Raw genomic sequence first — 21,141 nt, 5'->3', positions numbered from 1 at the left:
TCTACGTTAAAAAAAGTAATTTTGGCTTTTCAATAGTCATCTACATTCCCTTAGGCAAAAATCATTATATTGGTTTTAAAAGATCATCAAAGATAAAAAAGCATAAAGGTACTTTGGTTTATAAAAGTTTTACACCACCCGCCCAACCCGAATCTCACACCGCCCCAGAATCTCCACATCGTGCATATCCTGCGGCTTGATCATCTCCGGCTGGTAATGGTCGTTAGCGCTAATCAAATACAGCGCCCCTCCCGCCAAACGCTGCACCCGCTTGATCCGTCGCTCCCCACTCACCAGCAGCAAAAACACACCCTCCTGCTTCGGATCGCGGTTACTCCGATCCACCAGCCCCCAATCGCCATCGGCCAAGGTACCGTCCATCGAATCGTTGCACGTTGACGAGCCCTTCCTTCAGCGCAAGCTGGCACGTGTGCACGAGCACTGCGGGTTAAAATGCATCGTCTTTGATATTCAGAGCCTAACCCATGAACCCTCGCAACACCATTAACCCTAAGCTAATTTATAACCCGCTAGGCTGCCAGCAGCCCATGATGGCCTAGCTCAACAAGCTCGCATGTGCCGAGATGAAGCGGATTCAACAGCTTGAAGTGCTTTCCAGGACGGCCCCTGCTCGCCAGCTGATGTTGCACGGTATTGCACAGGACAAACAAGACATCCTCTCCACCGGATAGCACGGTGATGAAATCCTCGACCTGGCCTGCCCACTTCTGAGCCCGAGCGTTGGTGCTGCACGTTTTACTCTGGGAGGGGTGGCCTTTCTTCCGTACAATAGCCCGCCAAGCCCCTTGCCGCTTCTGAAAACTCGCTATTGGTGTACCCGGATTTTTGGAAAGTGGGCGTTCTCCGCCACTAGGTACACTGGCGGTACACTGAGGGCGGTTTTTAACGGTATCAGGTGGCAACATATGTGTATATTCACACAGTTACAGAATTTATTAAATGACTGATTTCATTAGCAACAACAGTGCCGACAGGGGTAGGTTGTTTTCTGTGGCCCCTATGATGGACTGGACCACAAGAGACTACCGTGCGTTCGCTCGCACCTTGACCAAGCGTGCGCTGCTGTATACCGAGATGGTGACCACCGGTGCGGTGCTGCACGGTTCCCCGCGTGAGCGCTTTTTGGGGTACAGCGAGGTGGAGCATCCGGTTGCCCTGCAGTTGGGGGGTAGCGATGCGGGAGAGTTGGCGGAGTGTGCTGCGATTGCTGAGGCGTGGGGGTATGACGAGGTCAACCTGAACGTGGGCTGCCCCAGTGACCGGGTGCAGAACAATATGATTGGCGCCTGCCTGATGGGCCACCCCGAAAAAGTGGCCGCCGCAGTCAAGGCCATGCAGGCGGCGGTGTCGATTCCGGTGACGGTGAAATGCCGTATTGGTATCGATGACCAGGATGAAGACGCCGATTTGGCGCGGTTCATTGATATCGTGGCTTCGGCAGGCTGCAGCGTGTTTACCGTTCACGCCCGCAAAGCCTGGCTACAGGGGTTATCCCCGAAAGAGAACCGTGACATTCCACCGCTGAACTACCCTCGGGTGCATCGCTTGAAGCAGAGCCACCCCGAGCTGCACATTGGCATCAACGGCGGGATTAAAACCCTGGCCGAGTGCCAGGCGCAGCTGGAGCACGTGGACAGCGTGATGGTAGGCCGCGAGGCGTACCAGAACCCGTGGCTACTGGCCGGTGTCGATGAGCAGCTGTTTGGTGAGCCCGGCCCGGTTCGCACGCGCCTGGAAGCGGCCACGGCCTTTCGCCCCTATATTCAGCAGCGCCTGGATGAGGGCGCCAAGCTGAATCATATTACGCGGCATTTGCTGGGGCTGTTCCAGGGTTGCCCGGGCGGGCGCCGGTTCCGCCGTCATCTGTCGGAACACGCTCATAAAGAGGGTGCGGGGTTACGCTTGTTCGATGACGCGCTCGGCCTGGTGCGCGAGCCGGGTACCGATACACCGCCAGTGGATGAGCAAGCAACAAAACAGCCCGTGGCCTGACGGCCAACGGGCTGTTCCGAACAAACGCCCAGCGAGCTGATCGCTGGGCGTTTTCGTTCAAGAGGCTACTGTTCGCGAACGCCTTGCTCGATACGCTCCCCCACCTCCTGATCGATATTTCGCCAATACTCGAACGCCCGGGCCAATACCGGCTCAGAGACGCCTCCCGAGAGATGCCCGACCACATTGGATACCAGCCGCTCGCGCTGAGCATCGTCCATCACGTCACGCACCAGCGCGTGGGCCTGGCTCCAGTCATCATCGTCTTTTCTGAGTGTATAGGCCGTCCGTATGAACTGCCCGTCGGTCGACCACACGGCGTCTTCCGGGAAGCGCTGCCCATCTGCCTTGGGGCCACCCTTGCTGTTGGGTGCATAGGTAGGATCGGTGGCGTGACGAATACGCATTGCGCCCCCTTGGCCATAGCTGTGCACCGGGCATTTGGGCGTATTGACCGGAATGTGCTTGTAGTTCACCCCCAGCCGAGCACGGTGCGCGTCGGCATAGGAGATCGCCCTTGCCAGCAGCATCTTGTCCGGCGACAGCCCCGTGCCCGGCACCATGCTGTTGGGCTCAAAAGCGGCCTGCTCGATTTCACTGTGGAAATCAGTGGGGTTCCTGTCCAGCGTCAGCTTGCCCACCTCGATCAGCGGGTAGTCGTCATGGGGCCAAATCTTGGTCAGGTCGAAAGGGTTGATGCGGTAGGTTTTGGCATCTTCGAAGGGCATGATCTGCATCTTCAAAGTCCAGGTAGGGTGATCCCCCCGCTGAATGGCTTCGAAGAGGTCACGACGGTGGTAGTCGGCATCGCTACCGGCCATCTGGTCGGCCTGCTCCTGGGTCATGCACTTGATGCCCTGGTCGGTCTTGAAGTGATACTTCACCCAAAACCGCTCGCCTGCCTCATTGACCCACATATAGGTATGGCTGGAATAGCCGTTCATGTGCCGCCACGTGGCAGGAACGCCCCGGTCTCCCATCAGCCATGCCACCTGGTGGGCCGACTCGGGCACCAGCGTCCAGAAATCCCACTGCATGTCGTGGTCTCGCAGACCGTTGTCAGCCCGGCGTTTCTGGGAGTGAATGAAGTGTTGAAACTTCATCGGGTCGCGAACGAAAAACACGGGGGTGTTGTTACCCACCATGTCGAAGTTGCCTTCCTCGGTGTAGAACTTGATGGAAAACCCGCGGGGGTCCCGCCAAGTGTCTGGGCTTCCGCTCTCGCCTGCCACGGTCGAGAAGCGGATCAGCACATCGGTCTTCTTGCCCGGCTGTAGAAAGCCAGCCTTGGTGTACTGGCTGACATCCTGAGTCACTTCAAAATGACCAAACGCCCCGCTGCCTTTGGCATGGGGCTGACGGTCAGGAATCATTTCACGGTTGAAAGCCGCCATCTGCTCCATCAGATAGTGGTCATGCATGACGATGGGACCATCGGCCCCTACCGAAAGCGAGTGCTCGTCGCTGGCAACCGGAATACCGGCTTCGTTGGTGGTGGAGTGCTGGTGACTACTCATGGCGCTTCCTCCTTGTCACATTCGACCAGACGCCGTTGCGTCGTTGGAAATGGCCCACAGCGCACGAGGCTTTCGCCTTTGCGCTGGCTGGCTCCCCCACAGGTATAGTCAACAAGCAGGCATATCGCCATCCATGGCGCCTTAACGTTGGCTATTGAAGCGATCAATATTTGCTATTAAAAAGCTCAATACAGGGAGTCGGGAGGCGGTTCCAGGCTGGATTGAAAGCTTTCGATGGCCGTCTCGGCTTCTTCTATCTCATCGAAACGAGCGATGTGATAAAGCGCTTCGCCTTCATTGGCCAGCGGCAGGCGGCTCATGCCAATCACGATGCCATCGGCCATGGCCAGCACTTCGCCCTCATCATTGCCGAAGGGGTCCGCTACCTTGCCCAGCACTTCGCCCTTGGCCACGCGCGCCCCCAGGCGCACCTGGGGCCGTAAAATGCCATCGATAGGCGCACGCGCCCAACTGGAGCCATTGGCCAGCTCGGCGGGGGCGGGGGTACGGCGGCGCTGCTCGCCACTCAGCATGCCCAAGCGGCGCATGACTCTGAGGATGCCTTTGACGCCAGGCGCAATCGCCCACTCATCGAAACGCAATGCCTCACCGGCTTCATAGGTCAGCACGGGAATGCCCAGGTTCTGCGCGTAGTGGCGCAGGCTGCCTTCCCGCAGTTCGGCATTCAGAATGACCGGGGCCCCAAAGGCATCGGCCATGCGCTCGGTTTCGCTGCCAGGGGTCAACTGCGCACGAATTTGCGGCAGGTTGGTGCGATGAATCGCCCCCGTGTGCAGGTCGATGATATGCGTCGCATGATCGACGATCTCATCTCTGAACAGCGCGGCGATACGCCCCCCCAGCGAGCCCTTCTCGCTGCCTGGAAAGCAGCGGTTCAAGTCGCGGCGGTCGGGCAGATAGCGGGTCTGCTGCAAGAAACCGAAGACATTGACCACCGGCACGGCAATCAGCGTTCCGCGCAGGCTGTTGATGGACTTCGAGCGCAGCACGCGCCGCACGATTTCCACGCCGTTGATTTCATCCCCATGAATACCGCCACAGACCAGCATGACCGGCCCCTCCTTGCGGCCATGCACCACCTCGACGGGAATATGCAGCGGTGTGTGGGTGTAGAGGCGTGCCACCGGCACATCGATCTGTAACCGTTGGCCGGGCAGTATGGTATGCCCGGCCAACGTAAAAGGCGCTCGCCCCATGACAACTCCTCGATCAAGCATCGTGCAGTAGCTAAAAGGTTGGAAAACCTGATGTCTGACAACTCTATTTAGCATTATCCGACATCTTTGTTAACGCACGCCATGAAGTTCTGCGATTAACCATACACTTTTGAATGTAAAAACCGACGAGTTCATATAAAATACGCCGCATACGTGTCGAGAGTGAGGTGAGGTTCCATGGCAAGAAAACCAAAGCGGAGGCTGCGGCAACGCGCGAAGCGCTGCTGGATGCGGCTGAAGAGGTGTTTTTCGAAAAAGGCGTTGCTCGCACCTCGCTTGAGCAGATTGCCCGCCATGCGGGGCTGACCCGCGGCGCCGTCTATTGGCACTTCAAGAACAAGGGCGATCTGTTCATGGCACTGGTGGAGCGGGTGCGCATGCCCTTCCAGTCATTGATCGATGAAGTCAATAACGCCGACCCACACGTCTCGCCGCTGGAATCCATTCGCCTGGCCTGCCACGCAGGCTTGCAGCGTATCGAGCAACCTTCCCATCAGCGTATTCTGTCGATCCTGCTTCACCGCTGTGAATTCTTCAGCGATATCAACCCCATTGCCATGCAGGATGAAATCGGCGAAGAGTGCTTCGACGAAATGCTGCCGGTGTTCCAACTGGCCCAGCAACAGCAGGATATGCGCGAAGATATCAGCCCGGAAATGGCCACCCGCCTGATGCAGTGTACGCTCGGCGGCCTGTTTCACGACTGGCTGCGCACGCCGGATGCCTTCTCTGTCTCTGAGCGCGGCGCAGAAATCATCGATACGCTGATCCGCATGATGCGCAAGTAAACGCTCTACTGCACCGCAGCATTGCATCTATACTACAGGCACCACATGACAGGAGCCGTGTATGGATGCCTTGGAGTTTGTACGCGTACGTGAGCTGGAGATTGCGGTTCGCATCTGGAACCCCGATGCCAAACGAACCCTGATTGCCTGGCACGGGCTGGCTCGCCACGGCGGTGATTTTGCCGCCCTGGCCCGCCAGCTCGGCAGTGAGTGGCGCGTACTGGCCCCGGACACCCCAGGGCGCGGCCTATCGAGCTGGTCGCTATTTCCCGCCCATGACTACCTTTACAGCCACTATGTCACCGTTGCCATCGCGCTGATGGATCACTATCAGTTGGAGCAGGTGGACTGGCTGGGCACCTCCATGGGAGGGCTACTTGGTATGCTGATCGCCGCCGACGAGCAACACGCAGCACGCATTGCGCGTCTGGTCCTCAATGACGTTGGGCCTGAACTCGACAAGGAAGGGCTGATTGCGCTGTCGAGCTACTTTGGCGTCACCCACCGTTTCAACAACTTTGCCAACCTGCAGGCAGAGCTGATCAAGCACTATGCCAGCTTCGGCATCACCAGCGAGGCGGAGTGGCGCGAGCTGGCGCTCAATAGCGCACGACGCCTGCCCGATGGCAGTTGGACCTACCACTTCGACCCCCGCATAGGCGAGCAGTTTATCCACGACACCCCCCGGGATACCTGGGCCGACTGGGCGAAGATTCGCTGCCCGCTCATGGTCATTCGCGGTGAAACGTCGGCTCTGCTGGCCGCCGAGACGCTGCCCAAAATGGCCGAGTCACAGCCATCGTTGGTGACCATGACCGTGCCGGGCTGCGGGCATGCGCCGATGCTCAACGACACCCAGCAGGTCAAGCCCATACAGCGCTTTCTGACGACTCCGTTAGCCGCGCCGTCCACGGCGACACCTGCCCAGCCAGCTGGCACGTTCAGCCAGTGGCTAGCAGATGTGTGGCGTTACCTGAGAGGCGGTAGATAGGACTGGTTACGTCGGGTAGCCGTTGGGGTGATGCTTGTGCTGCAAACGCAGCCTGTTGAGGCGTACCCGCGTATCCAGGTAGTCCTGCTCCATGACGCTGCGGTAGGCCCCTTCACTGGCCAGATATTTGACCAATACCCGATGCTCACCCGGCTGGGGGCAATCCCCCGCCTTGCAATGCAAGCGCACCACGCTGTTTGGCTCATTGAGCAGCCGAGCAGTGGCACCGCCCTGCTGGTCTCGCTCGATCACCACCGCGGTAGCGCCCAGCAGGCAACGCCGCTGGAACGGCGGGTAGCGATGCAGCCCACGCTGCAGGGCGTGACACACGGCGGCCGCCAGCGGCGAAGCAACGGCAAAGGAAGCCCACAGCACCAGCACGCCCACGGGCACTCTCAACATGCCCAGCGGTAGCCAGCGTAGCACCAGTAGTTCGACGGCCAGCGAGATGGCGCCTGCCAATAGAACGAGCAGGCTCAGCGCCAGCGAGGCCGGCACGCCTGCAAAGCCCAGCGAGACGAGCGTGCTCGCCATGTGGTCATCGCGCAGGCTATCGCGTTCGAACAGCTCCAACGGCGCCAATCGCAACAACACCAGCAGCCAATAGAGCGTGCCCAGCACCAGCAACAGGGCAAAGACGATGGTTGGAAACTGCAGAGCAGCAGACATGAAGGTTTGCATGGCGTGTTCTCCTCCGGGCAAGCTGCCCGGTCTTGTTCTCGCCTGAGCCTATTGTCGACCATTATTGTGCTACTCAGGCTAAAACGATGGTCACTTTCAGCTTAGCTCATCTTAGCCATGTCAGTAGCTCGGGCATTGACCCGTATCAGCCTTTGGCCCGACGCCCACAAAAAACGGGCACCCCGTGGGGTGCCCGTCTGGTGGATCGCTGGCGATCAGGTCAGGTCTGATCGTGACCCAGCGCCGCCTGCTCATCCTCCTTGCGTTCAGGATGACGCTTGCGGTAGAGCCAGTCAGAAACAGTGGCAATCATGGCGTAGAAACTGGGAATGAACAGGCTGCCCAGAATGGCGACGGACGCCATGCCCACGGCCACCGTGGTGCCGATATGGTGGCTACTGACATCACTGGCCCCGGTGGCCAGGGCCAGCGGCAGCGTGCCAAAGACGAACGCCAGCGAGGTCATGACGATGGGCCGGAAGCGCAGCTCGGCCGCCGTGATCGCGGCTTCACGAATCGTCTTGCCCTGCTCTTTACGCTGCAGCTCGGCAAACTCGACGATCAGGATCGCGTTCTTGGCCGCCAGCCCCACGACCACCAGCATACCGATTTGCACGTAGACACTGGTATCCAGCCCGCGCAGCACGATACCGCCAATCCCCCCGAGGAAGGCAAACGGGGTGGCCGTCAAGACCGCCAGCGGCAAGGACCAGCTCTCGTACTGGGCCGCCAGGATCAGGAACACCATCAGGATACCGAACACGATGGCCAGCATGGCGGTATTGCCCAGGTTGGCCTCCTGATACGCGGTACCGGTCCAGCCCATGCCCCAGTTCGGCCCCAGCGTTTCCAGCACGACTTCTTCCATGGCCGCGATGGCTTGCGCCGAGCTGTAGCCCGGAGCCGCCCCGCCCTGGAACTGCGCCCCGATGTACACCCCGAAGCGTGACACTACCGAAGGTCCTACCTGGCGCTCCAGCGTCACGAACTCGGATAACGGGATGCGCTCACCGTTGCCGCCCCGCACGTAGACATTGTTGATGTCTTCGGGGGTCTTGCGGAACTCGTCCTCGTTCTGCAGATACACCTGGAAGTTACGGTTCTGGTAGCTGAAGAAGTTGACGAAGCCATTACCAAAGGTATTGGAAAGTGCCGAAGAGATATTCTCCAGGGCCACGCCGTAGCTCAACGCCTTCTGCTGGTCGATCTCCGCCCGGAACGAGGGAACGTTCATGTTGAACGTGGAGAATACTTGATTCAGCGCAGGGTGCTGGTTCGCCGCCCCCATGATCTGCAGCGATGCTTCATACAGCTCACGGGGCGATGCGCCGTCGAAGGATTGCAGGTAGCCGGTGAAGCCCCCAGTGGTCGACAGCCCCATGATGGGCGGCACGTTGAAGGCCATGGCCGAACCACCGTCGATGCTGGCACCCAGCTGCATGATACGGCCCACCAGCTCGTTGGCGGTCAGGTCGCGCTCCGACCAGGGCTGCATGTTGACGAAAATGATCCCGCGTGCGGTGTTCACCGCGCTGGAGAGAATGTCATACCCCGCCACCGCCGAGGAGTACTGCACGCCGGGGATATCTTCAATGGCAGCACTTAGCTCGGCCATGTAGTTCTGGGTACGATCCAGCGAGGCAGCGTCCGGCAGCGACACGCTGACCAGCACGATCCCCTGGTCCGTTTCGGGCACCAGCGTGGAGGGCGTATTGGCATACAGCCAGTAAGAGCCCGCCCCTACCGCCACGGTCAGCGCCAGCGCCAGCACCCAGAAGCGCACCAGCTTCTTCACGAACCACATGTAGAGCGCCGTGAAGCCTGCGAAGAAACGATCGAACAGGCGCAGCGGCGTGGTAATCGCACGCTTGAAAGCGGACTGACGGGTCTTGTGCAGGTTGTGCTTGATGAAGATCGCGGACAGCGCCGGGGTGAAGGTCAGTGCCATCAGCGCCGACAACGCCACCGAGATCGCCACAGTAATCGCGAACTGCTGGTAGATCTGGCCCGTGAAGCCGCCCATGAAGGCCACCGGCACGAACACCGCCGCCATGATCAGCGACGTGGCGATGACCGGCCCACCGACCTCTTTCATGGCGCGAATGGTGGCATCGCGAACGCTGATATCGTCCTCTTCGCTGAGCACCCGCTCGACGTTCTCCACCACCAGAATCGCGTCATCCACCACGATACCGATCGACAGCACCAGCGCGAACAGCGTCAACAGGTTGATCGAAAAGTCGAACAGGTAGAAGCCGGCAAAGGTACCAATCACCGAGACCGGCACCACCGACATGGCGATGACCGTAAAGCGCCAGTTCTGCAGGAAGATGAACAGAATCACGATAACGATCAGGAACGCTTCGATGAACGTCTTGAGCACCGTCTCGACGGACGCATCGATGAACAGCGTCGTATCGTAAGGCGTCACGTACTCGAGCCCCGGCGGGAAGCGTTCAGCCAGCTCTTCCATGGTCGCCCGAACCGAGTTGGCCGTTTCCAGCGCGTTGGCGCCCGGCTGCTGGTTGATGATGATGGGCGTCATGGTCGCGCCGTTCAAACGCGCATCCACGCCGTAGAAAGAGGCGCCCAGCTCGATCCGTGCCACGTCTTCCAGGCGCAGCGAAGAACCATCGGCATTGGTGCGCAGGAAGATGTTGCGGAAATCATCCGGGCTGGAAAGACGCCCGCCAGCGGTAATGGTGTAGGTATAGGCACGCGGCTCGCTCTGGGGCGTCGCGGCAAGATTACCGGCCGGAATTTCGGTGTTCTGAGCGCGAATGGCACTGGCCACTTCGCTCGGGGTCAGGTCGTACTGGGCCAGCTTGTCGGGATCCATCCAGATCCGCATGGCAAACTCGCCGCCCCCCAGCACCTCGGCGTTGCCCACCCCAGGCACCTGGCGCAGCTCATCGAGAATGTTGAGGGTGGCGTAGTTCTGCATGTAAACATTGTTATAGTCACCGCTGGGCGAGGTCAGCGCGACCAGCATCAGAATGGAGTCGGAACGCAGCTCCACGGTGACACCCTGAGACTGAACGGCCTCTGGCAACTGGGACAAGGCCCCCTGCACGCGGTTGTTGACGTTGATGGTGTTGATATCACCATCGGTACCGATGTTGAACGCCACGCTCAGGCTCATCAGGCCGTTGTCGGCGCTGTTGGAGGTCATGTACAGCATATCCTCCACGCCGTTGATGGCTTCCGCCAGGGGCGCGGCCACGGTCTGTGCCACGGTCTCGGCATCGGCACCGGGGAACTGTGCCTGTACCGAGACCGTGGGCGGCACCACGCTGGGATACTGCTCGATGGGCAGTATCCGCATCGCCATCGCGCCTACCAGCGTCAGGATAATCGCCAGCACCGTGGCGAATATCGGACGACTGATAAAGAAGTTAGAGAAATTCATTATTGAGCACCCTCTTCCCCTTCCGCGGGCGCTTCACCAGCGCCTTCGGACATCTCGGCAGCCGCTTCGGCCTGCTCCTGCTGCTCCTGCGCTTCGGCTTCTTCCACGTCATCGACCAGCTGTTCTGCATCGCCATCGAAACGCACCGGGTCGATCACCATGCCCGGTTCGAGACCCGCCGGGTCGCCCACCACGACGCGCTCGCCAGGTTCCAGGCCATCCACGATGATCTGCCAGGGGCCAGCCACATCGCCCAGTTGAACCGTCCGCTCACGCGCCTTGCTCTCGTCATCCAGTACGAAGACACGAGGGCCCATCAGCCCCTGGGTAACGGCAATTTCAGGCACCGCGATGACGTCGAACCGCTTGAGGCCTTCGAGGCGAACGCGCACGAACTGGCCAGGCAACACATCACCATTGGGGTTGTCGAACGTGGCCGAGGCTTGCACCGTACTGGTACCGGTATCCACGCGGGAACCGAGGTAGTTCAAGCGTCCCGCCAGCTCACCCCCAGCGCTACCCGCTAACCCGGGCACGCTGAGATGGGCGGTAATGGAGGACATGTCACCGGCGCTTGCGGCCAACTGGCGACGCAGCTCGAAGGCATCGCGCTGAGGTAGCTGAAAGCGCACTTCCAGCGGGTCCAGAGGCGTGATGGTGGCCAGCTCAGTGCCTGACGTGACCAGGTTGCCCACGTTGACTTGGCTCAAGCTGATCATGCCCGAAACGGGCGCGGTGACGTTGGAGTAGCCCAGGTCCAGATTGGCACTGGTGAGGGCGGCTTCCGCTTGTGCCACGCTGGCCTGCGCAACCCGCTGCTCTGCCAGCGCCTGGTCGTACTGCTGGCGGCTGACCGAGTTCTGGCTCAGCAGCTGCTCGAAACGCTGCGCATCCCGCTGGGCGCGTGCCAGCTCTGCCCGGGCGCTCTGCAGGTCTGCTTCACGCTGGTTCACCGTGGCCTGGTACAAGTCCGGCTCGATGGTGTAGAGGCGATCTCCCTCCTCGACCATTTGCCCGGGTTCGAAATGCCGCTCTTCCAGAAAGCCGTTGACCCGCGCCACCAGCGTGACTTCACTGTCGCTGCGCAGCAGCGAAGGGTAGGACTTGTTGAGCGGAATGTCCTGACGGCTTACTTCAGCGACTTCCACCGCGTGGGGCCGCGCTTCCTGCTGCTGGCCCTGCGGCTCCTGGGACGGCTGTTCCTGGCCACAGGCGGTCAGCGCCAGCACGGCGATCAGCGTCACCAGGCTCGCCCGGGTGGAGTGCATCACTCTTTTCATGCGTCGAATTCCCATTCATTTTTTCTGTACGTTGACGGATCGCAGGCGTGCCCCCACTGGCCGCGCTCAGGCGCCTGGGGTAGGAGGAGCACCAATGTCCATCGCGCGCTGGTAAGTGTCAGGCGCGTTGCTTTCAGGCAGGGTGAAGTTGACGCTGTCACCGGTCAGCCAGGCATTGACTTCCTCGATGGCCGCCACGTCCAGCATGCCCGACTGCTGGCGCAGCGACATCAGATTCACCACGTAGTCGTAGCGCGCTTCGGCGTAGCTGGCGATAGCGTTATAGAGGTTCTGCTCGGCATTCAGCACATCGACGATATTGCGGGTACCCACCTCGTAGCCTGCGCGCGTCGCTTCCAGAGCGCTGCGGGTAGACACGATGGCCTGGCGGCGAGCATCCACGGTTTCCACGTTGTTGCTGACCTGGGTGTACAGCGAGCGCACCTGTTGAATCGTGGTGCGGCGCTGGGACTCGAAGTCGTACTGGCTACTTTCGAGCTGGAAGGTGCCCTGACGAATACGCGCACTGGTGCTGCCACCGGTGTAAATCGGCAGGTTGGCGGAAACGCCTACCTGGCTAGAAGAGTTGTAGCCACTGACCACATCGCTGTCGCTGTCCGAGTATTGATAGTTGGCGAACGCCTGCACGGTGGGTAGACGCCCTGCCCGGGCGATTTCCACACCGGCCCGAGACAGCTCGATGCCTGCCCGCTGGGCCAGCACCTGCGGGTTGCGCTCCAGTGCCTGGTCGACCCAATAGTCACGGTCGGTGGGCGCAGGGAGCGCAATCGGCATGGCGTCGCCCAAGGCATCGATGTTGGCGTAACGCTGCCCGGTCAACTGCTCCAGCGCTTCGAACGCCACTTGCAGGCTGCTCTCGGCGGCAATGCGGTCGGCCCGAGACTGGTCGAAGCTGGCCCGCGCCTCCTCCACTCCGGTAATCGCAATCAGCCCGACCTCGAACTGCTCGCGAGCCTGCTCCAGCTGGCGGCCAATGGCGCGCTCTTGCGCCTGACGCGCTTCCAGAACCTCATGGGCACGCAGAATATCGAAGTAGGCGCTGACCACGTCGATGAGCAGCTGCTGTTCCGTCGCGGCCAGCAGGTAAACCTGCTGATCGATCTGGCGCTCGGCCTGGTTGAGTTCCTGGCGCGTCACGGCATTGAACAGCGCCTGGGTCGCTTCCAACGACAGCGATGCGGTGTTGAAGCGATCATCGCTGACCCCCACTGCAGCCTGGTCGGCCCCTACGTCGACGCCTGCCCCCCGCGCAGAGCCCTGGCTTTCGTACTGCTGGTTATGCACGACGCTCCCGGAAGCATTCACTTGGGGCAGCAAGCCACCGCGCACCACGTCCCGGCCCGCCTCTACGCCAGAAAATTCGGCGCGTGCCGAGGCAAGGGCGGCGTTGTTGTTCAACGCATCACGGGTGATGGTGATCAAGTCAGCCGCCTGGGCAGGCAGAATGAAGGAGGAGGTCAGCACGGCCATTAGCAAGGGGCGTAAAGGGGCATTGACTGCCCAGTGTGCTAGTCGCATGGGATTGCCTCTAGGTGTCAACGTTGGAAGACGCGCGGCGCCAGCCTGAAAGAGTGGGCATTATAGTTACATTCATGTATGTATGCCAGCCTTGAACTTGGCGAATTTGTGTGTACAAAGCGCCTACCCAGCCCAAGCCCTTTTACCTTAGTCCAATGCACCGTTGGTGGGGGGCTTTTTACGCTCACGGCGCTTGAATTGCCGAGGGTCGATGCCCCATTTTTGCAGCCGGGAGGCCAGCGTCGTGGGCTTGATCCCCAATAGCTCCGCCGCCCCACCCGCGCCAGAGATCTTGCCCTGTGTCGCTGCCAGCGCCTTCAGCGCATTGTCCCGCTGGCGCTGCTGTAGCGCCTGTTCGGTCATCGGCGTTTCGGCAAGGGGCTCGGCGCCCTTGTCACGCTCCGCCATGACCTGCCCCGGCACACTGGGCTCCGGCGGCAACAGGTCGTCGAAGCAGAGCCGGCGGTCCTGGGTCACGATCACCTGTCGTTCGATGACGTTTTCGAGCTCGCGGATATTGCCAGGCCATGGATAGCGGGTCAGCAGCTCCAATTGGGCGGGAGGAATACGCACGCCCGGCTTGTTGAACTTCAAGCAGGCGCGGTGCAGAAAATGTCGCGCCAGCAAGGGCACGTCCTCAATGCGCTTGCGCAGCGGCACCGAATCGATGGGAAACACGTTGAGCCGGAAATAGAGATCCTCTCGGAAATGCCCGGCGTCGATCATCTCTTTCAAATCACGGTTGGTGGCCGCAATCACGCGCACGTCCACCTCGCGGGTGCGGTTGTCTCCCACTCGCTCGAACTGCTGATCCTGCAATACGCGCAGCAGCTTGCTCTGCAGCTCCAGCGGAATTTCTCCTACCTCGTCAAGAAACAGCGTGCCGCCGTGGGCCAGCTCGAAACGCCCCGGACGATCCTGCATCGCCCCGGTAAAGGCCCCTTTGACATGGCCAAAGAACTCGCTTTCGAACAGATCTCGCGGTATGGCGGCACAGTTGACCCGAATCAGCGGCCGGTCGCTGCGCCCACTCCCAGCATGAATGGCCCTGGCGATCAGCTCCTTGCCCGTGCCGGACTCACCGCTGATCAAGACGTTGGCCCCGGTCGGCGCCACCATGGCAATCTGCTGGATCAATTTGGCCACCGCCGGGCTGTTGCCCACGATATTGCGGTGATTGACCTCTGCCTTGATCTCCTCCTGAAGGTATTCGTTCTCCAGCTCCAGCCGCCGTTTCAGCGACTCGACCTCCTCCAGGGCATCGCGCAGCTGCTGCTCTGCCCGTTTGCGTTCGCGGATATCACGAAACAGCACCACGGCCCCCACCAACCGCCCCATCTCGAAAATGGGGGTGCTCGTATACTCGACGGGAATCGCCTCACCGTTCTTGTGCCAGAACACTTCATCGTCGACGTGGTGCACCTGGCCATCGCTGAACGAGGCATGGATGGGGCACTGCTGCACCGGGAAATGCGAGCCATCGGCATGGGTATGGTGAAACATCAAATGCGCATCGTGGCCCACCATATCCTCGGTGCTCCAGCCCAGAATGCGTTCGGCCGCTGGATTGACGAAAGTGGTTCTGCCCTGCGCATCCAGCCCGTAGATACCCTCTCCGGCGGCGCTGAGAATCAGCTGGTTCTGCCTTTCGATTCGCTCGAACACCTGCTCAACGCGCTGCCAACCCACCTCCCCCTGGCGATGCTGGCGGCTAAGCTCCGCCTTAGCGCGGCGCTGCTCGGCTTTATTACGATCAATCACCGTCAGCAACAGCTTTGAGGAGTCGTGTAAGCGTTTCCCATAGACCTCAACATGGCGAGGCTGGCGCACGCTATCCAGCAGCACCAAATCATCCGACCATCCTTGGCCGGTGGTCAGCACCTCATCGGTAAAGCTGACCCATAGCGGCAATGAAGCGCTTAAACGGTGGCTAAAAGGGGTCGTAAGCGGCTGCTCATGAATCAGCAGCAGTTGGCACGCCGCTGTATTAGCGTCAATTAACCGGTCGCTGAGCGGGTCAATAAGTCCTGGTAAGCCAGCGACAGGGCACCGCCCCCTGACAGGGTGGCGGTGCCCAACCTACCGCCAAATCGCGTATCATGTGGCCCTCTGCTGACTTTCGCCGCTCAAAAAGGGTCATGATCCATGTATAAACTCGCTTTTTTTGTTCCTGTCGACCATGTGGAGAGCGTCAAGCGCGCCGTGTTCGACGCGGGTGCGGGGCGTATCGGTGATTATGAGCACGTCTGTTTCCAGACCCGCGGCACCGGCCAGTTTCGGCCGATGGAGGGTGCCGAACCGCATATCGGTCAGGTAGGCACCCTGGAGCGGGTGGAAGAGTTCAAGGTGGAGCTGGTCTGTGACGACGCGCACATCCAGGCGGCCATTGCCGCCCTCAAGCTGGCCCACCCCTACGAGGAAGTGGCCTACGACGTGTGGCAGCTGGCCAACCTGTAGGCGCTCCCCCCCTGCCCCATCAGGCACTGCCGAAGTAGCGCTCGCGGTCTTCGGGGGTGATCTTGCTGATGTGCAGCGGAAACTCCGCCTGCTGGCGATCTTCGAAGTAGTGCCGCAGGGTCCGCTCGATGGTAGGAAAGGCCAGCGCGTCCCAGGGGATTTCGTGCTCTTCGAAAAGCGCCACCTCCAGGCTTTCTGGCCCGGCACTGAAGCCACCCACCAGGTCGGCACGAAAAATCATGTAGACTTGATTGATGTGGGGCAGGTCGATCAAGGTGTACAGGTCTCCCAGCGCGACGTCGGCGAAGGCCTCTTCCCAGGTCTCCCGGGATGCGGCCTGCTGCGTGGTTTCGGCGTTTTCCATATAGCCTGCCGGCAGCGTCCAATACCCTTTGCGCGGCGCAATGGCGCGTTTGCACAGCAAAACCTTCGAGCCGCTCACCGGCAGCGTACCCGCCACAATGCGCGGATTCTGGTAGTGAATGGTACCGCAGGCATCGCACAGGTAGCGGGGGCGGTCATCTCCTTCAGGCACCGCAAAGCGGACTTTTTCACCACACTGACTACAAAAGTTCATCGCGTTTTCTCTATGGCTGGAAGGGCGAGCTATCAACGCGCTTGACGCTGATCGTCATGGCTGGGTAAAAGAGAACAAAGTCACGGGAATCCCCTATGTTAGAGAAACTGCGCAAACAGCTGCAACTGCATACGCCTCAACGGCTGGACCACGTTACTCTGCCAGAGGCCGCCGTCTTGATGCCCATCGTCGAGCGGCCATCGCCGACGCTGCTGTTTACCCGCCGCGCGGGCCACTTGACTACCCACAGCGGCCAGGTCGCTTTCCCCGGCGGCAAGCGTGAAGCCACCGATGCAGACCTCTACGCCACCGCACTGCGGGAGGCTCAGGAAGAGATTGCGCTAGCACCGCAGGCAGTGCAGCCGCTGGGGCGCCTGTCCGATGTGATTTCGCTGCACGGGATACGGGTCACCCCCTGGGTAGGCCTGATCCCCCCCGACCTGCCATTGGTGGCAGACCCGGCGGAGCTGGATGCCATTTTCGAAGTGCCGCTCAGCCATTTTCTGGAGGACCAGCGCACCCATACCGATGTCATCACCGTGGATGGCGTCGCTCACTACGTGCCCAGCTACCGAGTAGACAGCCACGTGATCTGGGGGCTCTCGGCCATGATGCTGGTGGAGCTGCTGGCCGAAGGGTTTGGCATGGACATCGACCTTTACCGCCGCCCGGTCGGCGCCTTGCGCCACTACCCCGAACGGCGCTCTCCTCAGCGCCCAGCCACCGTCAATCGCAACGACAAGCCAGTCACGAGACACACCACATGATCGCTTCCATGGACACCCGCCCCCATGCTCTTGCCCCCGATGCCCACGTGGCTCTGGTCGACGCCCTGGTGGAACAGGGCTGGTACGTGGGCCAAGGGGTCATCGACCCGGCCCTGTGCCAGGCGCTGCAAGGCGAGCTGCTGCACCTGGCAGCCCACGATGCGCTCGATGAAGCAGGCATTGGGCGTGGTCAGCAGCACCTGCTGCGCAAGGATATTCGCGGCGACGCCATCCACTGGCTGGACCGTGAAAGCGAAGCCCAGCGGCACTATCTCGACGCCATGGCCGAGCTGCAACGCTCGTTGAATCAGGCGCTGTTTCTTGGTCTATTCGAGTACGAGGCACATTTTGCCCACTACCCTGCCGGGGCGTTTTACCAACGCCATCTGGATAGCTTTCGCGGGCGGGCCAATCGCGTCATCTCGACCGTCGGCTACCTCACCCCCGACTGGCCCGCCGATGGTGGAGGCGAAATGGTCATCTACGACCCCGATAACCCCAGCCGGGAAGTGGCCCGGGTCGTGCCCGAAGCAGGAACGTTCGCCTGCTTTTTATCGGAAACCATTCCCCACGAAGTACTGCCCACGCGCCTGCCGCGCACCAGCATTGCTGGCTGGTTCCGCCGCAATGCCTCGCTGGGTGGCGTACTGGACCCCGCACGATAATGCCATGACCACGCCGCTGGAAGCCCGCCTGCAAGCAGAAATCGCCTCGTTACAGGCACGCAATGCCGCCCTGGAAGAGGAGAAGCGCCACTACCAGTGGCTGGCGGAAAGCACCACTGACCTGATCTCTCGGCATGCCCGCGACGGCACGTTTTTGTATGCCTCCCAAGCCGCCCGCGACCTGCTGGGGTACGCGCCCGAGGAGTTGATTGGCGTCTCGGCTTATCAGCTCTTTCATCCCGCCGACTTGAGCGCGCTGCTCAATAAGTCACCACGGGTTTATTACCATGATGGGTTCTACCAGCAGACCTATCGCTTTCGCGCCAAGGCGGGCCATTACGTGTGGTTTGAAACCACTAGCCGGACCCGACGAGACGCCAACACGGGGGAGCTGCTGGACATTCTCTGTGTCTCACGGGACGTGGGGCGGCGCATCGAAGCCGAAGCCACCCGGGAGCGCCTGGCAAAGGTGGTCGAGTCCACCACCGACTACGTGCTGTTTCTGGGGCCTGACCAGCGGGTATTCAGCGCCAACGAAGCCGCTCGGCGCTGCCTGGCACTGCCCGACGAGGCCCTGCAAGCCCCCCTGGAGACCGTATACTCCTGCGAGTCGCTGCGGCTGCTCCGGCAGGTGGTTTTTCCTGCCGTCGAGCGTTACGGTTCATGGAGCGGCGAGCTGGAGATACGCGCACCAGATGCCCTGCTACCCGTGCTCAGCGTCGTGTTGGCCCACCGTGCTCAGGGCGCCGAACCCGGCCACTTCGCGCTCATCAACCGCGATATCAGCGCGCGCAAGCAGGCCGAAGTCCAGGCGCGCCGCCATCAGGAGCACATTGCCCATGCCAACCGACTGGCGGCCGCGGGTGAGCTGGCGTCCAACATTGCCCACGAATTGAACCAACCGCTGGGCGCCATCGCCAACTACGCCAGCGGCGCGCTGATGCAGTGCCAGCAGCAACCTGCCCCCTCTGCCGAAGAACTGCGCCTGCCGCTGGAACGTATCAACCAGCAGGTCGAACGCCTGGCGCAACGTTTGCGACATCTGCGCAGCTTCGTACGCAAACGCAGCCATCGCGTGCATCCGGTCGCGCTGGCTCCGGTGATCGAAGCGGCCTGCCAGCTCTGCGAGTGGCAGTATCAGCAGGCTGCCATTCCTTTGCAGCGCCAGCTACCCGACGAACTCCCCAGGGTCTATGGCGACCCCATCGCGCTGGAGCAGGTGCTGGTCAACCTGCTACTGAATGCACTGGCCGCCAGCCGTGAGATGCCCGACCGCCCCGCCGTGGTCATCACGGTTCGACCCAGCGGGCATCGCCAGCTAACGCTGAGCGTTGAAGACCAAGGGCCAGGCGTGCCCGATACCCAGCGCCCACACATCTTCGATGCCTTCTACACCACTCGGGACGATGGGCTGGGCATGGGTCTGGCCATCAGCCGAACCTTGCTGGAAAGCATGGGCGGTGCCCTGACGCTTCGCGACTGCCCCCAGGGGGCTTGTTTTGAAGTACTGCTACGTACGGAGACAGACGTTTGATGGAACCTCCCCTTTCCACCATTGCCGTGGTCGATGACGACACCGACCTGCGCGAATCGCTGGTATGGCTGCTGTCGTCGGTCGGCCTGACTGCCCAGCCCTTTGCCAGCGGAAACGCGTTTCTGGCGGCCCAGCGCGATCACATAGCCGTCCTGCTGCTGGATGTGCGCATGCCCGGCCTCAGCGGCCTCCAGGTACAGCAGGCGCTGTTGGATCAGCAGGACACCCTGCCGATCATCATGATGACCGGCCACGGCGATGTTCCCATGGCGGTGGCCGCCCTGAAAGCCGGGGCGTTCGAGTTCATCGAGAAGCCCTTCAACCACCAGCAGATCATCGAAATCGTGCAGCGAGCCCTGGAACACGCTCGCCAACGGCATCAGGCACAGGCGCAAGTGGCTAGCCTGAAGGCGCGCTACAGGTCGCTCAAGCCGAAGGAGCAGCAGATCATGACCCATGTGGCTCGCGGGTTGACCAACCGGGAAATTGCCGAACACATGGAGGTGAGCCCTAAAACCGTGGAAGTCTATCGGCTGAGGGCCATGAAAACGATGCAGGCGGGCAATGTGGCAGACTGGGTACGTCAGGCGGTAGCGCTGGGCCTGGTGGCCGCGCTACCGCCCTGAGCATTAGCTGAGGGGGACGATTTGACCATTGGCCTCTTCGAGCACGCGGCCAACCTGCTCGTAGTTGGCACTGCCCTGGCCGTTATGCTCTTCGATCAGGCCAATCACATTCAGCAGGGTGTCCATGCCGAAAGCCTTCTCGTCGGTAGAGGAAAATGCCTGAATATAGGCATTGCCCTGCTCGCTCCAGCCCAGCTTGATGGGGGCATCGATGATATTGACCTGAGTGCCGACAGGCACGCGCCAGAAGATCGACTCGATATCGTCCCCGTGCATCCGGATACAGCCTCGGCTAGCGCGCATACCGATGCCGTCCGGCTGGTTGGTCCCGTGAATCAAGTAGCCCGGTATATCGAGCAGAATGGCGAACTGCCCCAGCGGGTTATCAGGGCCCGGAGGCACGACAGCCGGTGGCGGGTCGCCCCGCTCGGCGGCCTCACGACGAATGGACGCCGGCGGATACCAGGCAGGATTTTCGAGCCGCATGGTGGTCTTGGTAATCCCCAGAGGCGTATTGTAGGCATCGCGCCCAATGCCGATGGGGTAGGTCTCGACCACGGCAGGCTCGCCAGCCGCTGCCTCGGGATAGTAGTAGAGGCGCAGTTCAGCGACGTTGATCACGATGCCGGTACGCGGCTCGTCAGGCAGAATGAACTGGCCGGGAATGGTCACCTCGGTACCTTCGCCAGGCACCCAGATACTGACATCCGGGTTGGCCATGCGAATTTCCTCGTAGCCCACGTTGTGTGCCTGGGCGATATCCAGCAGCGTATCTTCATTGCTGGCCGTGACCGTGTAGATCTCGCCAATCATGTTGCCTGTTTCGGGCAGCAAAAAGTGCCCTTTGGGAAGCTCGCTGGCATTGGCCAACGCGCTGGTCGCCAGCAGCCAGGCGCTGACCGCCAGACTGCCTAAACAGGAGCGCTTGAGCCGTCTGCTGGCAGGATAATGCGTCATGGTCGTCATGGGTTCTCCTTTTTTACAGCTAATATGCCGACTGGCTAGCGGTGGGTCAATCCGACAGACTGTCGCATGGGCAGGCGTTCTCACCTCTTTAAA

Annotated in this window: 18 protein-coding genes; 8 read left to right on the top strand and 10 right to left on the bottom strand. The window is 61.0% G+C overall.

The window, feature by feature from the left end:
* Window positions 1-129 precede the first annotated feature (129 nt).
* Window positions 130-381 (bottom strand): S24 family peptidase, encoded by a 252-nt coding sequence (locus B7L72_RS16560; RefSeq protein ID WP_081195569.1) that lies wholly within the window; start codon window positions 379-381, stop codon window positions 130-132.
* 579 nt (window positions 382-960) lie between these two features.
* On the opposite strand from B7L72_RS16560, the gene dusA reads away from it, so the two are divergent.
* Window positions 961-2,013 (top strand): tRNA dihydrouridine(20/20a) synthase DusA, encoded by a 1,053-nt coding sequence (gene dusA, locus B7L72_RS16555; protein WP_081195568.1) that lies wholly within the window; start codon window positions 961-963, stop codon window positions 2,011-2,013.
* 65 nt (window positions 2,014-2,078) lie between these two features.
* On the opposite strand, the gene B7L72_RS16550 is transcribed toward dusA, so the two are convergent.
* Window positions 2,079-3,530, bottom strand: a complete 1,452-nt coding sequence (locus tag B7L72_RS16550) for a catalase (RefSeq protein WP_081195567.1) — start codon at window positions 3,528-3,530, stop codon at window positions 2,079-2,081.
* A gap of 185 nt (window positions 3,531-3,715) precedes the next feature.
* Window positions 3,716-4,747: a succinylglutamate desuccinylase/aspartoacylase family protein gene (locus B7L72_RS16545; protein WP_081195566.1), complete on the bottom strand. Its 1,032-nt coding sequence runs from the start codon at window positions 4,745-4,747 to the stop codon at window positions 3,716-3,718.
* Window positions 4,748-4,935: 188 nt separating this feature from the next.
* On the opposite strand from B7L72_RS16545, the gene B7L72_RS16540 reads away from it, so the two are divergent.
* Window positions 4,936-5,556, top strand: a complete 621-nt coding sequence (locus tag B7L72_RS16540) for a TetR family transcriptional regulator (protein ID WP_081195565.1) — start codon at window positions 4,936-4,938, stop codon at window positions 5,554-5,556.
* A 61-nt stretch (window positions 5,557-5,617) separates the two neighbouring features.
* On the top strand, window positions 5,618-6,547 hold the full coding sequence (locus B7L72_RS16535) for an alpha/beta fold hydrolase (protein ID WP_081195564.1): 930 nt from the start codon (window positions 5,618-5,620) through the stop codon (window positions 6,545-6,547).
* A 6-nt stretch (window positions 6,548-6,553) separates the two neighbouring features.
* Here the strand turns inward: B7L72_RS16535 and B7L72_RS16530 are convergent, their stop codons facing one another.
* The 5 genes from B7L72_RS16530 to B7L72_RS16510 form a co-directional block, all read right to left on the bottom strand.
* On the bottom strand, window positions 6,554-7,228 hold the full coding sequence (locus B7L72_RS16530; protein WP_081137441.1) for a hypothetical protein: 675 nt from the start codon (window positions 7,226-7,228) through the stop codon (window positions 6,554-6,556).
* Window positions 7,229-7,448: 220 nt separating this feature from the next.
* Window positions 7,449-10,637 (bottom strand): efflux RND transporter permease subunit, encoded by a 3,189-nt coding sequence (locus tag B7L72_RS16525; protein ID WP_081195563.1) that lies wholly within the window; start codon window positions 10,635-10,637, stop codon window positions 7,449-7,451.
* Window positions 10,637-11,917, bottom strand: a complete 1,281-nt coding sequence (locus B7L72_RS16520) for an efflux RND transporter periplasmic adaptor subunit (RefSeq protein ID WP_081195562.1) — start codon at window positions 11,915-11,917, stop codon at window positions 10,637-10,639. Before B7L72_RS16520 ends, B7L72_RS16525 begins: the two co-directional genes overlap by 1 nt.
* Window positions 11,918-11,983: 66 nt before the next feature.
* Window positions 11,984-13,456, bottom strand: coding sequence for a TolC family outer membrane protein (locus B7L72_RS16515; RefSeq protein WP_081195561.1), 1,473 nt, complete (start codon window positions 13,454-13,456; stop codon window positions 11,984-11,986).
* A gap of 147 nt (window positions 13,457-13,603) precedes the next feature.
* Window positions 13,604-15,478, bottom strand: coding sequence for a sigma 54-interacting transcriptional regulator (locus B7L72_RS16510; protein ID WP_081195560.1), 1,875 nt, complete (start codon window positions 15,476-15,478; stop codon window positions 13,604-13,606).
* 123 nt (window positions 15,479-15,601) lie between these two features.
* On the opposite strand from B7L72_RS16510, the gene B7L72_RS16505 reads away from it, so the two are divergent.
* Complete coding sequence (locus tag B7L72_RS16505; RefSeq protein ID WP_016914566.1) at window positions 15,602-15,913, top strand: Nif3-like dinuclear metal center hexameric protein; 312 nt, start codon at window positions 15,602-15,604, stop codon at window positions 15,911-15,913.
* 19 nt (window positions 15,914-15,932) lie between these two features.
* Here B7L72_RS16505 and B7L72_RS16500 read toward each other — a convergent pair whose 3' ends face one another.
* Window positions 15,933-16,490: an NUDIX hydrolase gene (locus B7L72_RS16500; RefSeq protein ID WP_016914567.1), complete on the bottom strand. Its 558-nt coding sequence runs from the start codon at window positions 16,488-16,490 to the stop codon at window positions 15,933-15,935.
* Window positions 16,491-16,585: 95 nt separating this feature from the next.
* Here B7L72_RS16500 and B7L72_RS16495 point away from each other — a divergent pair, with 95 nt between their 5' ends.
* The 4 genes from B7L72_RS16495 to B7L72_RS16480 are packed head-to-tail and all read left to right on the top strand — an operon-like array spanning window position 16,586 to window position 20,082.
* On the top strand, window positions 16,586-17,257 hold the full coding sequence (locus tag B7L72_RS16495) for a CoA pyrophosphatase (protein ID WP_016914568.1): 672 nt from the start codon (window positions 16,586-16,588) through the stop codon (window positions 17,255-17,257).
* Window positions 17,254-17,922: a 2OG-Fe(II) oxygenase gene (locus B7L72_RS16490; protein ID WP_081195559.1), complete on the top strand. Its 669-nt coding sequence runs from the start codon at window positions 17,254-17,256 to the stop codon at window positions 17,920-17,922. The genes B7L72_RS16495 and B7L72_RS16490 overlap by 4 nt, the downstream gene beginning before the upstream one ends.
* A 4-nt stretch (window positions 17,923-17,926) precedes the next feature.
* Window positions 17,927-19,456 (top strand): ATP-binding protein, encoded by a 1,530-nt coding sequence (locus B7L72_RS16485; protein WP_254893837.1) that lies wholly within the window; start codon window positions 17,927-17,929, stop codon window positions 19,454-19,456.
* Window positions 19,456-20,082: a response regulator transcription factor gene (locus B7L72_RS16480; protein ID WP_081195557.1), complete on the top strand. Its 627-nt coding sequence runs from the start codon at window positions 19,456-19,458 to the stop codon at window positions 20,080-20,082. The genes B7L72_RS16485 and B7L72_RS16480 overlap by 1 nt, the downstream gene beginning before the upstream one ends.
* A gap of 3 nt (window positions 20,083-20,085) precedes the next feature.
* On the opposite strand, the gene B7L72_RS16475 is transcribed toward B7L72_RS16480, so the two are convergent.
* Complete coding sequence (locus B7L72_RS16475) at window positions 20,086-21,039, bottom strand: L,D-transpeptidase family protein (protein ID WP_373294927.1); 954 nt, start codon at window positions 21,037-21,039, stop codon at window positions 20,086-20,088.
* Between the last annotated feature and the right edge of the window lie 102 nt (window positions 21,040-21,141).

It is taken from the genome of Halomonas sp. BC1 (assembly GCF_002078135.1).
GTDB classification, from domain to species: Bacteria; Pseudomonadota; Gammaproteobacteria; order Pseudomonadales; family Halomonadaceae; genus Vreelandella; species Vreelandella stevensii.
This window is presented reverse-complemented; position numbering and strand designations above follow the sequence as displayed.

Excerpts from the sequence above, each read along its gene's own strand:
- B7L72_RS16550 (WP_081195567.1), bottom strand. The coding sequence starts at position 3,530 with ATGAGTAGTCACCAGCACTCCACCACCAACGAAGCCGGTATTCCGGTT.
- B7L72_RS16525 (WP_081195563.1), bottom strand. The coding sequence starts at position 10,637 with ATGAATTTCTCTAACTTCTTTATCAGTCGTCCGATATTCGCCACGGTG.
- B7L72_RS16535 (WP_081195564.1), top strand. The coding sequence starts at position 5,618 with ATGGATGCCTTGGAGTTTGTACGCGTACGTGAGCTGGAGATTGCGGTT.
- B7L72_RS16545 (WP_081195566.1), bottom strand. The coding sequence starts at position 4,747 with ATGGGGCGAGCGCCTTTTACGTTGGCCGGGCATACCATACTGCCCGGC.
- B7L72_RS16500 (WP_016914567.1), bottom strand. The coding sequence starts at position 16,490 with ATGAACTTTTGTAGTCAGTGTGGTGAAAAAGTCCGCTTTGCGGTGCCT.
- B7L72_RS16515 (WP_081195561.1), bottom strand. The coding sequence starts at position 13,456 with ATGCGACTAGCACACTGGGCAGTCAATGCCCCTTTACGCCCCTTGCTA.
- dusA (WP_081195568.1), top strand. The coding sequence starts at position 961 with ATGACTGATTTCATTAGCAACAACAGTGCCGACAGGGGTAGGTTGTTT.
- B7L72_RS16560 (WP_081195569.1), bottom strand. The coding sequence starts at position 381 with ATGGACGGTACCTTGGCCGATGGCGATTGGGGGCTGGTGGATCGGAGT.
- B7L72_RS16475 (WP_373294927.1), bottom strand. The coding sequence starts at position 21,039 with ATGACGCATTATCCTGCCAGCAGACGGCTCAAGCGCTCCTGTTTAGGC.
- B7L72_RS16530 (WP_081137441.1), bottom strand. The coding sequence starts at position 7,228 with ATGCAAACCTTCATGTCTGCTGCTCTGCAGTTTCCAACCATCGTCTTT.
- B7L72_RS16490 (WP_081195559.1), top strand. The coding sequence starts at position 17,254 with ATGATCGCTTCCATGGACACCCGCCCCCATGCTCTTGCCCCCGATGCC.
- B7L72_RS16485 (WP_254893837.1), top strand. The coding sequence starts at position 17,927 with ATGACCACGCCGCTGGAAGCCCGCCTGCAAGCAGAAATCGCCTCGTTA.
- B7L72_RS16505 (WP_016914566.1), top strand. The coding sequence starts at position 15,602 with ATGTATAAACTCGCTTTTTTTGTTCCTGTCGACCATGTGGAGAGCGTC.
- B7L72_RS16495 (WP_016914568.1), top strand. The coding sequence starts at position 16,586 with ATGTTAGAGAAACTGCGCAAACAGCTGCAACTGCATACGCCTCAACGG.
- B7L72_RS16520 (WP_081195562.1), bottom strand. The coding sequence starts at position 11,917 with ATGAAAAGAGTGATGCACTCCACCCGGGCGAGCCTGGTGACGCTGATC.
- B7L72_RS16480 (WP_081195557.1), top strand. The coding sequence starts at position 19,456 with ATGGAACCTCCCCTTTCCACCATTGCCGTGGTCGATGACGACACCGAC.